This is a genomic window from Vreelandella boliviensis LC1 (genome assembly GCF_000236035.1).
Lineage (GTDB): Bacteria > Pseudomonadota > Gammaproteobacteria > Pseudomonadales > Halomonadaceae > Vreelandella > Vreelandella boliviensis.
This window is the reverse complement of sequence record NZ_JH393260.1, coordinates 297955-312741: the sequence shown is the minus strand read 5'-3', so window position 1 is coordinate 312741 and position 14787 is coordinate 297955. Positions and strand designations below refer to the sequence as shown.

The following is a 14787-nucleotide window of genomic DNA, read 5'->3' as shown; positions in this document are numbered from 1 at the left end:
GCGTATTCGCTATAAAAGCCCAGCGTTTGCCAGCCCCTGTTTAACGTGCTCCGGGGCGTCCGGCGCGGCGGCACGAAAGAGCTGATAAAAGTTGGCGGTGGTTTGCATGGCCACTTCATCAACACTAATACCCCGCTGTTCAGCGATGCACTCTGCCACTGGCACCACCCAGGCTGGCTCGTTGGGTTTGCCGCGATGGGGCACGGGCGCCAGATAAGGACTATCGGTTTCAATCAGCAGGCGATCCAGCGGCAGTTGGCAAGCAAGTTCGCGCAGCGGAGCGGCATTGCGAAACGTAATAATGCCCGACAGCGAAATATAAAACCCCAGCCTCACCGCCTCACGGGCCATCGCCAAGTCTTCTGTAAAACAGTGTAATACACCACCTACGCGAGGGTCGCTATATTCACGCAGCAGCGCCAGGGTTTCCTCTTTGGCTTCGCGGGTATGAATAATCACCGGCAGCTCCAGCTCTTGCGCCGCGATCAAATGCCGCCTGAAGCGCTCATGCTGAATCTCTACAGGTACGCTGTCGCGGTAGTGGTAATCCAAGCCGGTTTCGCCAATCGCTACGGCGCCATACTGTTCAGCGGCCTCTTTAATATCCGCAACGCTGGGCTCGCGTTCAACGCTGTATAACGGGTGTAACCCAGCGGAGATCGCCACATCGTGATGGGCACGGGCAATGGCCGCCAACTGCGGCATATCCTCTAACGTCACCGACACAGCAAGAAATTGGCTGACGTGAGCAGCACGAGCGGCAGCCAGGGTGGCGGCGATATCGCCGCCATGGGTCTGGTCGGATAAACGGTCTAAATGACAGTGTGAATCAACAAACATGCAGATCTCGACAACGAGTGGGCTATAAGCGTCTTATAGTCTGATTTAAAGCGTAAACGACGGGGCTGCTTTATCCAATTGACCGGCAAGCAGCGTCTCGATGCGGTCACGCACCGGGTAATCTTGCTGGCTGAAGTGCAGGCCAATGCCGGGCATACGGCGGCCACTCACCCCCTCCGGCGATACCCAGACCACCTGACCGGTGACTGAAAGACGTTCGCTTTCACCCGGTAACGTGAGCAGTAAAAACACTTGCTGACCAAGGACATAATGGGTCTGAGTGGGTACAAAAATACCCCCATGATCCAGAAAAGGCATGTACGCGGAAAGCAGTGTCGGCACATCTGGAACGGTAAGAGAAAGCGCTTTCTGAGCGGCCATGACAACCTCGCTGCACTGTCTTGAGAAAACAACAGCCGGGGGAAAGAGTGTTAATGCCGCTATGAACGCAGCAGTGCCGCCCAGCGGACTAACCACGCCTCAAGCACTAACTGGGGATTCGGGTTTGCCCCTACCGCCAATAACCGCCGCTGTTCACGGGCATAATCGAGCAGGCGAAACCAGTCCTGAACGCGACCATTTTTGACTGCTTGGCGATAGAGCGGCTCTAAATCGGGATTATGCAATACCGCCGCCTCCCCAGATAAGCCTAGCCGAATCAGGTCTTCCAGCCAGGCGATACCGTACCACAAGATGGCATCAATCGCCTGGCGATCCAGCCGGGCCGCCTCTGAAACGGGCTCGGAACCACGCACTAGCTGCTCAAAACTATCGTGAATCTGGTGGCGCAGGGCGCGTTCTTCCGGTGCGGCCAACTCCACTGCAAGCAGCGGCAACCCGCCCGCCACCTGCCACCAGAAGTAGGCTTCATCCAAGCTACCCAACTGCTCAATCAACCAACCGCGACACGCCTCAAAGGCAACGCTCGCCAGTGACCACTGCTGGCAGCGTGAGCGGATCGTCGCCAGCATCCGCGAGGGCACGTCTGAAAGCAGAATAAACAGCGTTTTCTCACCGGGTTCCTCAAGGCTTTTGAGTAGCGCATTGGCGGCGGCAACGTTCATTGCTTCGGCGGGTGAAATCACAATCACCCGGTAACCACCCTGCTGGGCTGTTTGCGAAACAAAGCGATTAACCTCGCGAATCGGGTCAATGCGGATTTGGCGCTTCCCCTCTTCCGGCGAGACTCGCAATAGATCCGGGTGATACCCCGATGCCAGCATCGCGCAGCTATGGCAGTGGCCACAGGCTTGGTCAGCGGGCGAGGCGCATAGCGTTCGCGCAATTAACGCCTCCGCCAACTGCTGCTTACCTACGCCGTGAGCGCCATGAATAAGCAGTGCATGAGGCATACGCCCACTATCAGCCAAGCGGGTTAAATGCTGCCAAGTGGCTTGATGCCACGGCATTACGCCGGTTAACGCCATGCCGCGACCCGTGTGAGCAGGGTTTGACGAATTTGCGTTTGTACCTCGTCCAGCGCGTGCTGGGCATCGATCACCGCAAAGCGCTCGGGTGCTTCTTCCGCTCGCGCCAAGTAGCCATCACGCACGGCCTGAAAAAAATCAGCCTGCTCCTGCTCGAAGCGATCCCGCTGCTCTTGGCGATCACGCAGGCGCGACTCTAGACGCTGCTTTGCAGCCTCTTTGGGCATATCGAGCAGTAGGGTTAAATCCGGCGAGAGCCCCTGCTGAACAAAATCTTCCAGTACGGCGATACGCTCCTTGGCAATGCCCCGCCCGCCGCCCTGATAGGCAAAAGTGGCATCGGTAAAGCGATCGCACACTACCCACGCCCCTCTTGCCAAGGCGGGGAGTATCTTTTCCGCCAGGTGCTGCGCCCGCGCGGCAAACATTAACAGCAGTTCAGCGTCTACATGCAGCGGCTCTTGGGGGACAGGATCCAGTAGCAGTGCGCGAATAGCTTCGCCACGCGCGGTACCGCCTGGCTCGCGGGTACGCACCACTTCCAGCCCCTCGGCTTCCAAACACTCGGCGACAAAGCCCACATTGGTGGACTTTCCCACCCCTTCGCCGCCTTCCAGCGTAATGAAGCGTCCACGCTTACTCATCATGCTCCCTTAAAGTGGTGATCAGTCATGGCTATTCTCGGTTGCGGATATAGCGATTAACGGCATTGTTATGCTCTCGCAGCGTACGCGAGAAGTGGTGCGTGCCATCACCACGGGCAACAAAATAGAGCGTCTCGCCAGGTAATGGATTCACTGCCGCTTCTAACGAGGCGCGCCCCGGCATGGCAATCGGTGTGGGCGGCATCCCGTCAATCACGTAAGTGTTATAAGGCGTGGCCTCGCGTATATCGGCACGGGTAATCCGCCCTTCGTAACGCTCGCCCATGCCATAAATAATCGTCGGGTCGGTTTGCAGGCGCATGCCCTGCTCCATACGGCGCTTAAACACGCCAGCAATTTCGCGCCGCTCCTCTGGCGCCCCGGTTTCCCGCTCGATCAAGGAGGCCATGATCAGCGCCTCGTAGGGGGAGTCAATGGTGAGGTCTTCCGCGCGCTCTTCCCATACCTCTTCAAGGATGCGCTCCATCCGCTCCAATGATTGACGCAGGATATCGACGTCACTCATACCCAGGTGATAGCGATAGGTATCGGGAAAGAACCAGCCTTCTGGGAAGGTGTCTTCTCGGTCGAGTAGCGTCATCACCTCTGCATCGCTCAACTCCGCAGTGCGATGGTCGAGTTTCGGTGCGGCATCGAGCAACTCGCGCATCTGTCGAAAAGACCATCCCTCTGGAATGGTCAGCGAGTAGGTAACCACCTTATTGCTGCCTAACAGTGCCATCATTTCAAGACCGCTCATATTCGGCAACAGCTGATACTCGCCGGTACGCAACCTCGGCACGCGTTCCGGCTCGACCCGCGCTAGCAAGCGAAACGCCCAAGCATCTTCCAGCACGCCCTGCTCTTCCAATTGCGCCACTACCTGATTAAAGCCCGCACCAGACGGCACTTGGTAAAGCATTGGCTCATCGAGTGAGAGCGGTGCCTCTAATCGGCTCTGCCAATAGAAATAACCGCCTGCTGCTCCTGCAGCACCGACTACCACTAACACCAATAAAGCGGTTAATAACCGTTTCACCATGACACCTCTAAAAAAATTACCGGGCGATATCCAAACCAGCGATATCCAAACCAACACTGGCGTTTAAGCAACACCCAATAGCTGATGCGCCAAGCGCTGAAACGGATCAGGCTGACTTAAGGGCCAGCGCTGCAACAACGAGCCATCCGCTGCGAGTAGTTCAGTCACTGGCCATACACCCTGGACAGAGTTTGCTACCCAAAGTCGTTCGACATCCGCGAGTTGATGAAGCTCAAGCGAAGCCTGAGCGACGGCACCGTGTTCAAGCAATGCAGCGCGCAGCGTTCCAGCCACGCCGCACTGGTCAAGCTGAGGCGTTAACACCTCTCCCGCCCGCTGCCAAAAAACATTCATGCTGGTGGCTTCTACGACAAGACCTTCATTATCGGCCAGCACACCTTCGGCAATAGCGGCATCGTTCCACTCTTGGCGGGCCAATATGTTTTCTAGTCGATTTAAGTGCTTGATACCTGCCAACCGGGGCTGACGGGCAAGCTGCAAGTCGCAAAGGCGTACCGTCACCCCCTTCTGCCAGCGCTCAACCGATGGTTGAAACGGCGTTCGACGGCTGAGCAGACGCGGTGTTATCTGATCGGGCTGGGCGTAGCCACGCCCGCCACTGCCCCGCGTCAGTATGAGCTTAAGCACTTCGAATTCAGCGGTGGGGGCGCCCTGCCAAGTAGCGTCAAGCGCCTCCTGGCAAGGTGACGGTATCCCCAGGCGATGACAGCCTTGCGCAAGGCGTGCCGTGTGATAGCGCCACAGCACTGGCTTTCCCGCACGCAACAGCACTGTTTCAAAGAGGCCATCCCCATACGCCAGCCCACGATCATCAAACGGCACAGATTGATCATCCGATAACCTAGGCGGCAGCATCGCTAGCTACACCTTCTTAAACAGCAGCGAGCCGTTGGTACCACCAAAGCCGAAGGAGTTTGAAAGCGCCATATCAATGCGCATATCCCTTGCGGTATGAGGCACGTAGTCCAGGTTGCAACCTTCCTGCGGATTATCCAGATTAATCGTGGGCGGCGCGATCTGATCACGAATAGCCAGGATGCTGAACACTGCCTCTACCGCACCGGCGGCACCCAACAGGTGACCAATCATTGACTTGGTGGAGCTCACTGCCACGCTGTTGGCAGCGCCACCCAGGACGTTCTCAATGGCACGGCTTTCTGCCAGATCGCCTGCCGCGGTGGAGGTGCCATGGGCGTTGACATAGTGAACCGCAGAGACGTCAACCTGGGCATCTTTGATCGCATTGCGCATAGAAAGCGCTGCGCCACGCCCATCTTCCGGCGGCGACGTCATGTGATAAGCGTCATCGCTCATACCAAAGCCCACCAGTTCTGCGTAGATGTTGGCACCACGTGCCTTGGCGTGCTCATACTCTTCAAGCACCAGCACACCAGCACCGTCGGATAACACAAAACCATCACGTTCAGCATCCCAGGGACGGCTTGCCGCTTCCGGATCATCATTACGTGTAGAGAGCGCGCGAGCAGCAGAGAAGCCACCTAGGCCTAGCGGCGTAGTGGCCATTTCAGCACCGCCACAGACCATAACGTCCGCATCGCCATAGGCGATGGTGCGAGCGCTGTAACCGATATTATGGGTACCCGTTGTGCAAGCGGTGGTAATGGCAATATTCGGCCCTCTGAAGCCGTGCTGAATCGCCATGTTTCCCGAAATCATATTAATGATGGAGCCCGGCACAAAGAATGGCGACACCTTGCGAGCACCGCCTTTGTTCAGTGCGTTGTGGTTATGCTCAATCATGGGTAGGCCACCAATGCCAGAGCCGATCGCCACACCGATACGGTCGGCATTCTCTTCCGTGCATTCAATGCCGGAATCTTCTACCGCCTGGGCGCCTGCTGCCATACCGTACTGAATGAATAGATCCATCTTCCGGGCATCTTTAGGATTCAGATACGGACTAATATCAAAGTTCTTAATTGATCCACCAAAGCGGGTGTTAAAACCGCTGGTATCAAAATGCTCAATAGGCGTAATACCGCTTTTACCGGCAACAATGTTGGCCCACGACTCATCTACGCTATTTCCCACTGGGGTCACCAGGCCTAACCCAGTTACCACTACCCTTTTCCGTGCCATCAGCTTTCCTCCAGGCATCCATGGTGACGCGACCCACTTGGGTCATTTGCTGCTTAAATTTGGTCAACAGTATAACGGAGATTGAACGTTATAAGCATTGTGGCTGCAAAGCAAAAAGCCGTCCTGGGAAAGGACGGCTCTTAAAGCGGGTGGTTAGCACCCCACCCTGGTTCGATGCATCGACGCAGCCCTTACTGGTGGGCGTTCACGTAGTTGATGGCTTCTTGAACCGTGGTGATCTTCTCAGCTTCTTCATCGGGAATTTCAGTATCGAATTCCTCTTCCAAAGCCATTACCAGCTCAACGGTGTCGAGCGAATCAGCACCCAAGTCTTCTGTAAAAGAAGAGCTGTTTTGGATGTCTTCTTCTTTAACGTTCAGGCGCTCTGCTACAACTTTCTTCACGCGCTCTTCAATAGTACTCATTAACGTACTCCAGTCGTTCACATTAGCCGTTTTTGATAACCAGCTATTTGGAAACCGCAAGCCAAAAGCTGCGGGGTAGTTTATAGACGCCCTTGGGTCGACGCAACCGCCAAACCCAAGGCCATCAACGCATATTCATGCCGCCATTGACGTGAAGCGTCTCGCCAGTGATATAACCGGCTGCATCACTGGTCAAAAAGCCCACTGCGGCGGCGATCTCTTCCGGCGCCCCTAAACGGGACAGTGGAATTTGTTTAAGCAACATTTCGTGCTGTGCTTCAGGTAGTGCCTCCGTCATGTCGGTGGCAATAAAGCCCGGCGCCACCGCATTGACCGTAATCGCACGAGAGGAGACCTCACGTGCTAGGGCGCGGCTAAAACCTTCCATACCGGCCTTAGCTGCAGCATAGTTAGTTTGGCCCAGGTTGCCCATGGTTGCCACTACAGAACTGATCGACACAATACGTCCAAAACGCGCCTTGGTCATACCCCGCAAACACGCCTTGCTAACACGATAGACAGATTTCAAGTTGGTATCCATGACGGAGTCCCATTCATCTTCTTTCATGCGCATCAGCAAATTATCACGGGTGATGCCAGCGTTGTTGACCAAAATAGTCGGCGCACCAAAGCGCTCTGTGATGGTTTTCAACACGCTATCGATGCTGGCTTGGTCGGTCACATTAAGACATAGACCGGCCCCCTGAAAACCGTGCTCTTTCAAATCGGCATCAATTTTCTCAGCACCTGACTCGCTGGTCGCAGTACCAATTACAATACGGCCTTGGCGTCCCAGCTCGCGAGCAATGGCTTGCCCTATACCGCGACTCGCCCCTGTTACCAGAGCAACTCTACTCTCTTGCGTCATAACGTTCTGCCTCTAACCGTGTAATCAAGCAAGGATAGCGAAATAAAACACTCCTTGGTCACGCCTTATCAGCCAACGTTTCACGCGCCAGCTCAAGCGCAGCCTCCAGGCTATCAGGATCATTCACCGCCAATCCTTTGCTACCCTTCACGATACGCTTATTGAGGCCAGTCAACACCTTTCCTGGCCCGCACTCAATAAATATCTCCACGCCTTGACCCGCCATTGCCTCAACGCAGGCGCTCCAGCGCACTGGCTGATAGAGCTGTTCGATTAGTCGCGTGCTCAATGTCGCGGTATCGGCATGGGCTTGGGCATCGACATTTTGGATCACCGTATAGCGCGGCGTCCGCAGCTCAATCGTTTGCATAGCCTCTGACAGTCGCTCAGCGGCAGGACGCATCAGCGCGCAGTGCGAGGGCACGGAAACCGGCAATGCCATGGCGCGCCTGGCACCGGCCTCCTGGCAGGCAACTATCGCTCGCTCAACGGCCACTTTAGAACCTGCAATTACCACTTGGCCAGGGGAATTGTAGTTGACCGCTGAAACAACGTCGCCCTGGGCAGCCTTCTCACAGGCGGCTTCAACCACATCGTCCGCTAGACCCAGGATAGCAGCCATGCCGCCTTGACCTGCGGGCACCGCTTCCTGCATGGCTTCTCCGCGTAGGCGCACTAAGTTGACACCCTCAGCAAAGCTCATGACGCCTGCGCACACCATAGCACTGTATTCGCCCAGGCTATGGCCCGCCATGACAGTTGGTCGCGGCCCTTCTAACTCTTGCCACACGCGCCAAATAGCGACGCTTGCAGAGAGTAGCGCAGGCTGGGTGCAGGCGGTTGCATTAAGCGCCTGTTCAGGGCCTTCTTGGACGACTTTCCACAAATCGTAGCCCAAGGCATTTGACGCTTCCTCAAATGTCGTTCCCACCACACTGTAGCGCTCGGCAAGCTCTCGCAGCATTCCAAGCTGCTGAGAGCCTTGCCCGGGAAAAATGAGGGCAAGGGGTTGAGACATGTCGTTCACCTTTGCTCTTGTAGGCATTTGCTCATATGAGCGATAGGCGAGATTATGGGCACATCCTGATGCCACCTATAAACCCGCAAAAAAATAGCTATTTATTATCTAATCATGGCTGGCGTGCGCCATCACTTTCACTTGATGGTGCACGCCAGCGGCCTGCGATCCGCGCAGGTAAGTTATGTTCTACTTCCGTCAAGGCACGCCGAATTGCGTAGTAAAACCCATCGGCATGAGTACTGCCGTGACTTTTCACTACGATACCGCGCAGCCCCAATAAACTGGCCCCGTTGTAACGTACGGGATCAAGCTCTTGCTTTAAGTGCTTTAACACAGGTTTGGCCAGTAGGCTTGCCAAACGACCGCTTAGGCGCGATTCAAATGCCATCTGCACGCGCTCAACCAACATACTCGTCAAGCCTTCGCTTGCCTTGAGGACAGCATTGCCCACAAAGCCATCACACACCACCACATCTAGCTGGCCCTTGAACAGATCGCCACCTTCAGCATAGCCCTGATAGTCGAAGGCACTACCACTGGCATACTCACGGAGCAGACGGTCAGCCTCACGTACGCTAACACTCCCTTTGGTGGCTTCTGCGCCAACATTGAGTAGCGCTACACGCGGAACAGCGGTGCCATCGACACACTGTGCCATCGCCGCCCCCATCAGCGCAAAATCGACCAGTCGATGGGCAGGAGAATCCACGTTGGCACCTAAGTCCAGCAGATAACAGCGGCGCCCTTGGCGTGCTGGAATCGCCGTACTGATCGCCGGTCGAGAAATCCCCTCGACCATGCCCAGCTCGCGCCTTGCCAAGGCAACAAGCGCCCCTGTATTGCCTGCACTTACACCGGCAACCGCTTCGCCATCGGCGACACATTGCAGCATGCGCACCATGCTCGTCGCGTGGCCTCTCCGCAACGCCCAGGCAGCCGTTGACCCCGGCATCACACTATCGGGCGCATCACGCACCACCAAACGTGACGTTGCCGCAGCCAGAGGCTGCGGCAAGCGCGAAAACTCAGCAATAATCTGCTGACGCGGGCCAAACAAAATCAGTTCAAGACTGGGGCATTCCACCACTGCCTTTGCGGAGCCTGCGATAATCGCACGAGGGCCTTGGTCACCCCCCATAACATCAATCGCTAAGCGCATACCGCACTGATCCGTTTAGCCGCTTATCAATGCAATTGAGGCTTATACCTCAACCACTTTACGACCACGGTAGAAACCGTCTGGAGAAACGTGGTGACGCAGGTGGGTCGTACCCGTTTCTTTGTCCTGAGACAGCGTCGGAGCGGTCAGCGCATCGTGGCTGCGACGCATGCCGCGCTTGGAACGAGTTTTACGGTTCTGTTGAACTGCCATGGGTGTTTACTCCAAGGTATTAAGGTAAAGGGTGCTTATTTTTTGCCTTTCAAGACATTCAGCACCGCGAAAGGGTTCGTCGCTGGCGTTGTTTCTGACGCCGCGCCTTCTGTTTTGCTGACCAGCTGCTCCGCCGAGACATGACATTCGGCTTCATCGTGATAGACCACCTGGGGCAGACTGAGAATCAACTCATCCTCAACCACCGTCAGAAGATCCAGCTGTTCCTTTTCCACCAGCACCGGTTCATGACTAGCAGGCAACTCGGCCGCTAAGGCTTCATCAGTGACCATTCCAAGCAGAAAGTCACTACTCACCTCTTTCGGCAGCGGCACTAGGCAGCGTCGGCAGGCAAGCGCCAACGTCGCTTGCAAGTGGCCACGAATTTCACGACGGCCTTGAGCATCGACGCCAAACTCAAGCACGACATGACAGTCGCCGGTTTGGACACCCGCTTCTTCGGCAAGACGTGGCAGCTTATCAAGCGCTACCAAGCCTTCGATTCGTTCGTGGCGGGCTGCGAGCTTATAAGGCTCCACCCGACTGGGGAGTTGTGAGGTCAACATAGGCGCGCAATGATAGGCACTCCCCCTGCTGGTGTCAAAGCTGACGGTATATTTTTCATAGTCTCCTCAATAAATAAACAAAGCAGGCCTCCATAAACAGCCAACATAGGCACGTTTAGCAGCTTTCGCTACACTCTACTCCTTTGATGTTGCACTAGCGTAACCACGTAGCCAGGAGTTTTACTGTGACCCCATCATCCATGACCGAGCCATCGAGCACCCAGTCATCAACTGCTCAGTTATCAACTACTCAGTCATCAACTACAGGACTGGTGCTTGCCTCCAGTTCACGCTGGCGTCGCGAGCTGCTGGATCGCCTGCAACTTCCCTATCAATGCCATTCACCGGATATTGATGAAACGCCCCATAGTGGCGAAACGCCCCACGCCCTGGTGCATCGTCTAGCGCTTGGCAAAGCCAACGCCGTTGCGCACCAATTTCCCAACCACTGCATTATAGGCTCTGACCAGGTGGCGGTATTTGAAGGCGACATTCTTGGCAAACCGCATAGCGCCGAAAGAGCGTGCGCCAATCTTGCTCGTTTCTCTGGTCAGCGCGTCACCTTTCTGACCGGTTTAGCGCTACTGGATACTCGTCAGCAACGCCATCAAGTGCACGTCGAACCCTTCGAGGTAGTGTTTCGTACTCTCAGCACGCAAGAGATCGAAAACTATGTCGCCAAAGAACAGCCGCTAGATAGCGCAGGCAGTTTTCGAATGGAAGGCCTAGGCATTGCGCTGTTTGAAAAACTGGAAGGCCGTGATCCCAACGCCTTGATTGGACTTCCGCTAATTGCGCTCTGCGATATGCTTCGCCAAGCAGGCCTAGACCCGCTTGGCACCTCTTTATGATCAATGGCGGCATGAGGGCTCATCTGAAAAGACAGCAAGCGTAGGCAGGCTAGTTTTCAGGTATAGCCTAAAAGCGCAGCGGGGTATTGGGCGCATTCACGCCCATCACCTCGGCGACAACCTGGGTAAAACGCCTTGTGAAGCGCTCAAACGGATCAAGGCTCGGCGTATAGTCCACCCAGTGAGTGCCGCCTACCTGGTCGCGAGCCAACTGTTCAAGGCTACCCAACTGATCGACCAAGCCTAGCTCGATGCTCTGCTCGCCACTCCAGATCAGGCCGGAGAAAATTTCAGAGCTATCGCTGAGCCTTTCACCGCGACCGGCGCGCACATCATCGATAAACTGGCGATGGGTTTGACTCAGCACACCCTGCCAAAACTGCTCATCTTCGTCATCCAGCGGCTGGAATGGATCTAAAAACGCTTTATTCTCCCCTGCCGTAAGCACACGGCGCTCAACGCCGATACGCTCTAACGCCTCTTCAAAACCAAAACCTGCGTAGATAACACCAATCGAGCCCACCAGGCTCACCGGCGACGCAACAATCTCGTCCGCCGCCGCCGCGATATAATAAGCACCGCTGGCACCGACATCTTCAATCACCGCGATAATCGGTTTATCGCCCTGCCCGCGCAGGCGCATGATTTCCGCATAAATCCGCTGAGACTGCACCGGACTACCACCAGGACTATTAATATGCAGCACCACAGCAGCAGCGCTTTCCGCCTCCCAGGCACGATTTAACCCTAGGATGATGCGCTCCGCATTGGCTGGCGAATCGCTAGCAATCACCCCATTAACCTCAACGATGCCTAAGTGACGCTGAGTGGGTGCTGTGGCACTCGGCGAACCCCAGAACAGACTATAAAGCGCGGCAAACAGCGCAACCAACACAACAGCAAGAAACATCAAGCGGAAAAACAGCTTCCAGCGACGGTTACGTCGTTGTTCGGTTAAGACGCCACCTATCCAGTGATCCATCATTTCTAACTGTGCTAGCCGCTGGCGTTCGCGCAGGGTTTCAGCATCGTCGCCTAGCGCCCCAGATGATTGCTGAGCCCCCTTACCGGGCGGCAGCTCTGACCCCTCGGTCCATGGATCTTTGTTTAACTCGTTGCGCTGGTCGCCATTAACCGAGTCATTACGGTCAGCGTCGTTACGACGGTAGCCATCGGCCAGGCCGTCATGACCATCTTGAGTACCGCCTGGGCGGGTTGGATCGTCACTCATAAAATATCCTTATAACCGATCAAAAAGCTCGTCGATGCTATCGGCAATCCACTTCGGGCGGCTCAATGCCAAGCGTTCCGGCGCGTGAACCCCGTAACTGACTCCCACGCGATCCATACCGATTGCACGAGCCATTTCAAGGTCGTACTCGGTATCGCCGACCATCACCGCCCTCTCTACGGGCACTTCAAGCTCTATTAACAGTTCAGAAAGCATTTGCGGGTGAGGCTTTGAGCGGGTTTCATCCGCAGTACGGCTGGCATGAAACCACCCACCGCTGCCTGTTTCAGCAAAAATGCGATCCAAACCACGGCGGCTTTTGCCTGTCGCCACCGCTAAACGCTGCTGCTCACGCCCACGCAAACGCGCAATTTGCGCTTCAACACCGCCAAAAAAAGCCATCGGTGTGGCGTCAGCCTGCACAAAGTGGTGCGCGTAACGCTCACGAAGCCGCTCAGCCTGGGCAGGTAAAATACCTGGGCAAAGTTGTGCAATCGCCTCGGGCAGCCCCAGGCCAATAATATCTTCCACCTCAGCCGCTGAAAGCTCGCCCCACTCGGATTCCACAGCGGCCGCCTGCATGCAGGACACAATACGTGGCACGGAATCCATTAGGGTGCCGTCCCAATCAAATATAATCAGCTCGTACTGCATGGCAACTCCTTGCTCAAGGACACGTTGTTGAAGGACTCTCTTTATAAGGCCATATCAGCGAAGGGCATTTTGGCGGGCACGCTTAAGCGTCTCCTCCAAGGCCTCTGGCAGTGGCGCTTTAACGGTGACTGGACGTCCATTACCAGGCTCTGGAAAGGTCAACGCCCGCGCATGCAAAAACAACCGACCCAAGCCCAGCTGCTTGGTGAGAAAACCGCTTTCGCGGGTAGCGTACTTGTCGTCACCTAACAGAGCATGCCCGGCGTGGGCAGCATGAACGCGAATTTGGTGTGTTCGCCCGGTGACCGGCTCAGCCTCTATCAGCGTTACTTTTTCGAAGGTTTCGACCACCGAAAAATGGGTACGCGACACTTTACCATTAGGATCCACCCTTACCCGCCGCTCACCATTGCCCGCATCAAAGCGATCCAAACGCGCACTTTCATAGGTTTTACGCGCTGGCCAACGCCCGCTAACCAGGGCCAGATAACGCTTATCCATGCCATGCTTTTTCAGCGACTCGTTAAGGGTCACCAACGCATCGCGAGATTTGGCGAGCAGTAAACAGCCAGACGTATCGCGATCCAAGCGGTGAACCAGCTCTAGGAAGCTCAGATCATCGCGCACCTGGCGCAGCGCTTCTATTAAACCAATTTTAACCCCGCTGCCACCATGCACCGCCAAACCAGAGGGTTTGTTAAGCACCATCCAATCAGGGCCTTCCATAATAACGCTACCTACCAGCAGGTCGCGCAAATTATCACTGACTTCCTTCACCGCTTCGCGAGGCGCCAAACGCAGCGGCGGAACGCGTACTAAATCGCCAGCCTGCAAACGATAATCGACCTTCACACGCTTTTTATTAACGCGCACTTCTCCTTTACGCACGATGCGATAGATAAGCGCGCGAGGCGCACCTTTAAGACGCGTCATGAGAAAATTATCAATTCGCTGCCCTGCTTGCTCCGGGGCGATATCCACCCACTGCACTTCACGCCCTTCGGACATTACCGCTTACTCCTGCTGTGATTCTGTGACATCAGCTTAAAAACGGCATTCTAGCGTAGACCCAAGGGCATTGCGTCAATTGCTGGTCGTTGTCTTTACTGTTATATTCGAGATTGTTCACCAGCTAAGCGCAGAAAGCTTTCTCGTCTAGCGCTAGTGACTAGCTGATCGATAGCTAATTAATTAAATTTGTTAGCAGAGAGCATCACCGCTGAGCTTGGTTAATGCGCCTGCCCGTCTAACACGCAGGCCTGAACACAAAAACGGCACCAGTGTACGCATTGCCCGTTTTTCCAGTATCGAAAGCTGATCTGAAAAATGCAGTATCTCTGCCGCCCGTTTTATATGCCGGCAGATGAAAGTAAGCCTAGCCCTCAACGGCAGGCAGTAACTAAACAACGCCACGCCCTGAGCAGCTCCTCCTTATTCGTCACAAGGTGCTGACTGACTCCGGGCGAAAAGTTCAACGCTGTGCCGGTGGCCGGCGTTGGTGAATCGATGAATGCCAGGTGTTGGCGGTGTCAGCAGGGCCGGATGGACGTGACAGCCACCGGAACACGTCCTGCCTCCGCCACGTACTCAACGCCCTATTAGCCGGGTTGGCGATCACGCCTTCCCGGCTTGACGCGTCAGCATTGCAATGCGCCGAGCACAAGCACGCAGCACCCAGCGATTCGCCTACGTCACCCAATAGGCAGTTCGCCGGCACGCAACGCT

General features: G+C 55.6%; 17 protein-coding genes. 1 reads left to right on the top strand and 16 read right to left on the bottom strand.

Going from position 1 to position 14787, the window contains the following annotated elements; translation table 11 throughout:
• Positions 1-9 precede the first annotated feature (9 nt).
• From KUC_RS18400 to KUC_RS18340, 13 genes are all read right to left on the bottom strand, one after another.
• On the bottom strand, positions 10-840 hold the full coding sequence (locus KUC_RS18400) for a TatD family hydrolase (protein ID WP_007114768.1): 831 nt from the start codon (positions 838-840) through the stop codon (positions 10-12).
• A gap of 45 nt (positions 841-885) precedes the next feature.
• Complete coding sequence (locus tag KUC_RS18395; RefSeq protein WP_007114767.1) at positions 886-1221, bottom strand: PilZ domain-containing protein; 336 nt, start codon at positions 1219-1221, stop codon at positions 886-888.
• Positions 1222-1280: 59 nt separating this feature from the next.
• Positions 1281-2267, bottom strand: a complete 987-nt coding sequence (locus tag KUC_RS18390) for a DNA polymerase III subunit delta' (RefSeq protein WP_007114766.1) — start codon at positions 2265-2267, stop codon at positions 1281-1283.
• Positions 2258-2911, bottom strand: coding sequence for a dTMP kinase (gene tmk / locus KUC_RS18385; RefSeq protein WP_176459029.1), 654 nt, complete (start codon positions 2909-2911; stop codon positions 2258-2260). The genes KUC_RS18390 and tmk overlap by 10 nt, the downstream gene beginning before the upstream one ends.
• Positions 2912-2942: 31 nt before the next feature.
• A complete protein-coding gene (gene mltG / locus KUC_RS18380) occupies positions 2943-3953 on the bottom strand; it encodes an endolytic transglycosylase MltG (RefSeq protein ID WP_040481620.1) in 1011 nt (336 codons plus the stop codon).
• A 63-nt stretch (positions 3954-4016) separates the two neighbouring features.
• Positions 4017-4829 (bottom strand): aminodeoxychorismate lyase, encoded by an 813-nt coding sequence (pabC, locus tag KUC_RS18375; RefSeq protein ID WP_007114763.1) that lies wholly within the window; start codon positions 4827-4829, stop codon positions 4017-4019.
• A 6-nt stretch (positions 4830-4835) separates the two neighbouring features.
• The gene (fabF, locus tag KUC_RS18370; protein WP_040481617.1) at positions 4836-6074 is read right to left on the bottom strand and encodes a beta-ketoacyl-ACP synthase II; all 1239 of its coding nucleotides are present in this window, start codon (positions 6072-6074) and stop codon (positions 4836-4838) included.
• 191 nt (positions 6075-6265) lie between these two features.
• Positions 6266-6499: an acyl carrier protein gene (gene acpP, locus KUC_RS18365; RefSeq protein WP_040481615.1), complete on the bottom strand. Its 234-nt coding sequence runs from the start codon at positions 6497-6499 to the stop codon at positions 6266-6268.
• A 124-nt stretch (positions 6500-6623) separates the two neighbouring features.
• Positions 6624-7367: a 3-oxoacyl-ACP reductase FabG gene (gene fabG, locus KUC_RS18360; RefSeq protein WP_007114760.1), complete on the bottom strand. Its 744-nt coding sequence runs from the start codon at positions 7365-7367 to the stop codon at positions 6624-6626.
• Positions 7368-7425: 58 nt separating this feature from the next.
• Positions 7426-8385 carry an ACP S-malonyltransferase gene (gene fabD, locus KUC_RS18355; protein ID WP_040481612.1) on the bottom strand — a complete coding sequence of 320 codons (960 nt, stop codon included), beginning with the start codon at positions 8383-8385 and terminating at the stop codon, positions 7426-7428.
• A gap of 112 nt (positions 8386-8497) precedes the next feature.
• A complete protein-coding gene (gene plsX, locus KUC_RS18350) occupies positions 8498-9547 on the bottom strand; it encodes a phosphate acyltransferase PlsX (protein ID WP_007114758.1) in 1050 nt (349 codons plus the stop codon).
• Positions 9548-9589: 42 nt separating this feature from the next.
• Positions 9590-9760 (bottom strand): 50S ribosomal protein L32, encoded by a 171-nt coding sequence (gene rpmF / locus KUC_RS18345; protein ID WP_007114757.1) that lies wholly within the window; start codon positions 9758-9760, stop codon positions 9590-9592.
• Between the two features lie 35 nt (positions 9761-9795).
• Positions 9796-10326 carry a YceD family protein gene (locus tag KUC_RS18340; protein ID WP_040481610.1) on the bottom strand — a complete coding sequence of 177 codons (531 nt, stop codon included), beginning with the start codon at positions 10324-10326 and terminating at the stop codon, positions 9796-9798.
• A gap of 272 nt (positions 10327-10598) precedes the next feature.
• On the opposite strand from KUC_RS18340, the gene KUC_RS18335 reads away from it, so the two are divergent.
• Positions 10599-11177, top strand: a complete 579-nt coding sequence (locus tag KUC_RS18335) for a Maf family protein (RefSeq protein ID WP_007114755.1) — start codon at positions 10599-10601, stop codon at positions 11175-11177.
• 67 nt (positions 11178-11244) lie between these two features.
• Here KUC_RS18335 and sppA read toward each other — a convergent pair whose 3' ends face one another.
• Genes sppA through KUC_RS18320 form a run of 3 tightly spaced genes read right to left on the bottom strand, consistent with a single transcriptional unit; the run spans position 11245 to position 14070 of the window.
• Positions 11245-12408 carry a signal peptide peptidase SppA gene (gene sppA, locus KUC_RS18330; RefSeq protein ID WP_007114754.1) on the bottom strand — a complete coding sequence of 388 codons (1164 nt, stop codon included), beginning with the start codon at positions 12406-12408 and terminating at the stop codon, positions 11245-11247.
• Between the two features lie 9 nt (positions 12409-12417).
• A complete protein-coding gene (locus KUC_RS18325) occupies positions 12418-13062 on the bottom strand; it encodes an HAD family hydrolase (RefSeq protein ID WP_007114753.1) in 645 nt (214 codons plus the stop codon).
• Positions 13063-13116: 54 nt separating this feature from the next.
• Positions 13117-14070 (bottom strand): RluA family pseudouridine synthase, encoded by a 954-nt coding sequence (locus KUC_RS18320; protein WP_007114752.1) that lies wholly within the window; start codon positions 14068-14070, stop codon positions 13117-13119.
• Positions 14071-14787: the final 717 nt, after the last annotated feature.

Excerpts from the sequence above, each read along its gene's own strand:
- KUC_RS18390 (WP_007114766.1), bottom strand. The coding sequence starts at position 2,267 with ATGGCGTTAACCGGCGTAATGCCGTGGCATCAAGCCACTTGGCAGCAT.
- KUC_RS18340 (WP_040481610.1), bottom strand. The coding sequence starts at position 10,326 with ATGTTGACCTCACAACTCCCCAGTCGGGTGGAGCCTTATAAGCTCGCA.
- KUC_RS18395 (WP_007114767.1), bottom strand. The coding sequence starts at position 1,221 with ATGGCCGCTCAGAAAGCGCTTTCTCTTACCGTTCCAGATGTGCCGACA.
- fabD (WP_040481612.1), bottom strand. The coding sequence starts at position 8,385 with ATGTCTCAACCCCTTGCCCTCATTTTTCCCGGGCAAGGCTCTCAGCAG.
- tmk (WP_176459029.1), bottom strand. The coding sequence starts at position 2,911 with ATGAGTAAGCGTGGACGCTTCATTACGCTGGAAGGCGGCGAAGGGGTG.
- fabF (WP_040481617.1), bottom strand. The coding sequence starts at position 6,074 with ATGGCACGGAAAAGGGTAGTGGTAACTGGGTTAGGCCTGGTGACCCCA.
- mltG (WP_040481620.1), bottom strand. The coding sequence starts at position 3,953 with ATGGTGAAACGGTTATTAACCGCTTTATTGGTGTTAGTGGTAGTCGGT.
- sppA (WP_007114754.1), bottom strand. The coding sequence starts at position 12,408 with ATGAGTGACGATCCAACCCGCCCAGGCGGTACTCAAGATGGTCATGAC.
- KUC_RS18400 (WP_007114768.1), bottom strand. The coding sequence starts at position 840 with ATGTTTGTTGATTCACACTGTCATTTAGACCGTTTATCCGACCAGACC.
- acpP (WP_040481615.1), bottom strand. The coding sequence starts at position 6,499 with ATGAGTACTATTGAAGAGCGCGTGAAGAAAGTTGTAGCAGAGCGCCTG.
- plsX (WP_007114758.1), bottom strand. The coding sequence starts at position 9,547 with ATGCGCTTAGCGATTGATGTTATGGGGGGTGACCAAGGCCCTCGTGCG.
- KUC_RS18325 (WP_007114753.1), bottom strand. The coding sequence starts at position 13,062 with ATGCAGTACGAGCTGATTATATTTGATTGGGACGGCACCCTAATGGAT.
- rpmF (WP_007114757.1), bottom strand. The coding sequence starts at position 9,760 with ATGGCAGTTCAACAGAACCGTAAAACTCGTTCCAAGCGCGGCATGCGT.
- KUC_RS18320 (WP_007114752.1), bottom strand. The coding sequence starts at position 14,070 with ATGTCCGAAGGGCGTGAAGTGCAGTGGGTGGATATCGCCCCGGAGCAA.
- pabC (WP_007114763.1), bottom strand. The coding sequence starts at position 4,829 with ATGCTGCCGCCTAGGTTATCGGATGATCAATCTGTGCCGTTTGATGAT.
- fabG (WP_007114760.1), bottom strand. The coding sequence starts at position 7,367 with ATGACGCAAGAGAGTAGAGTTGCTCTGGTAACAGGGGCGAGTCGCGGT.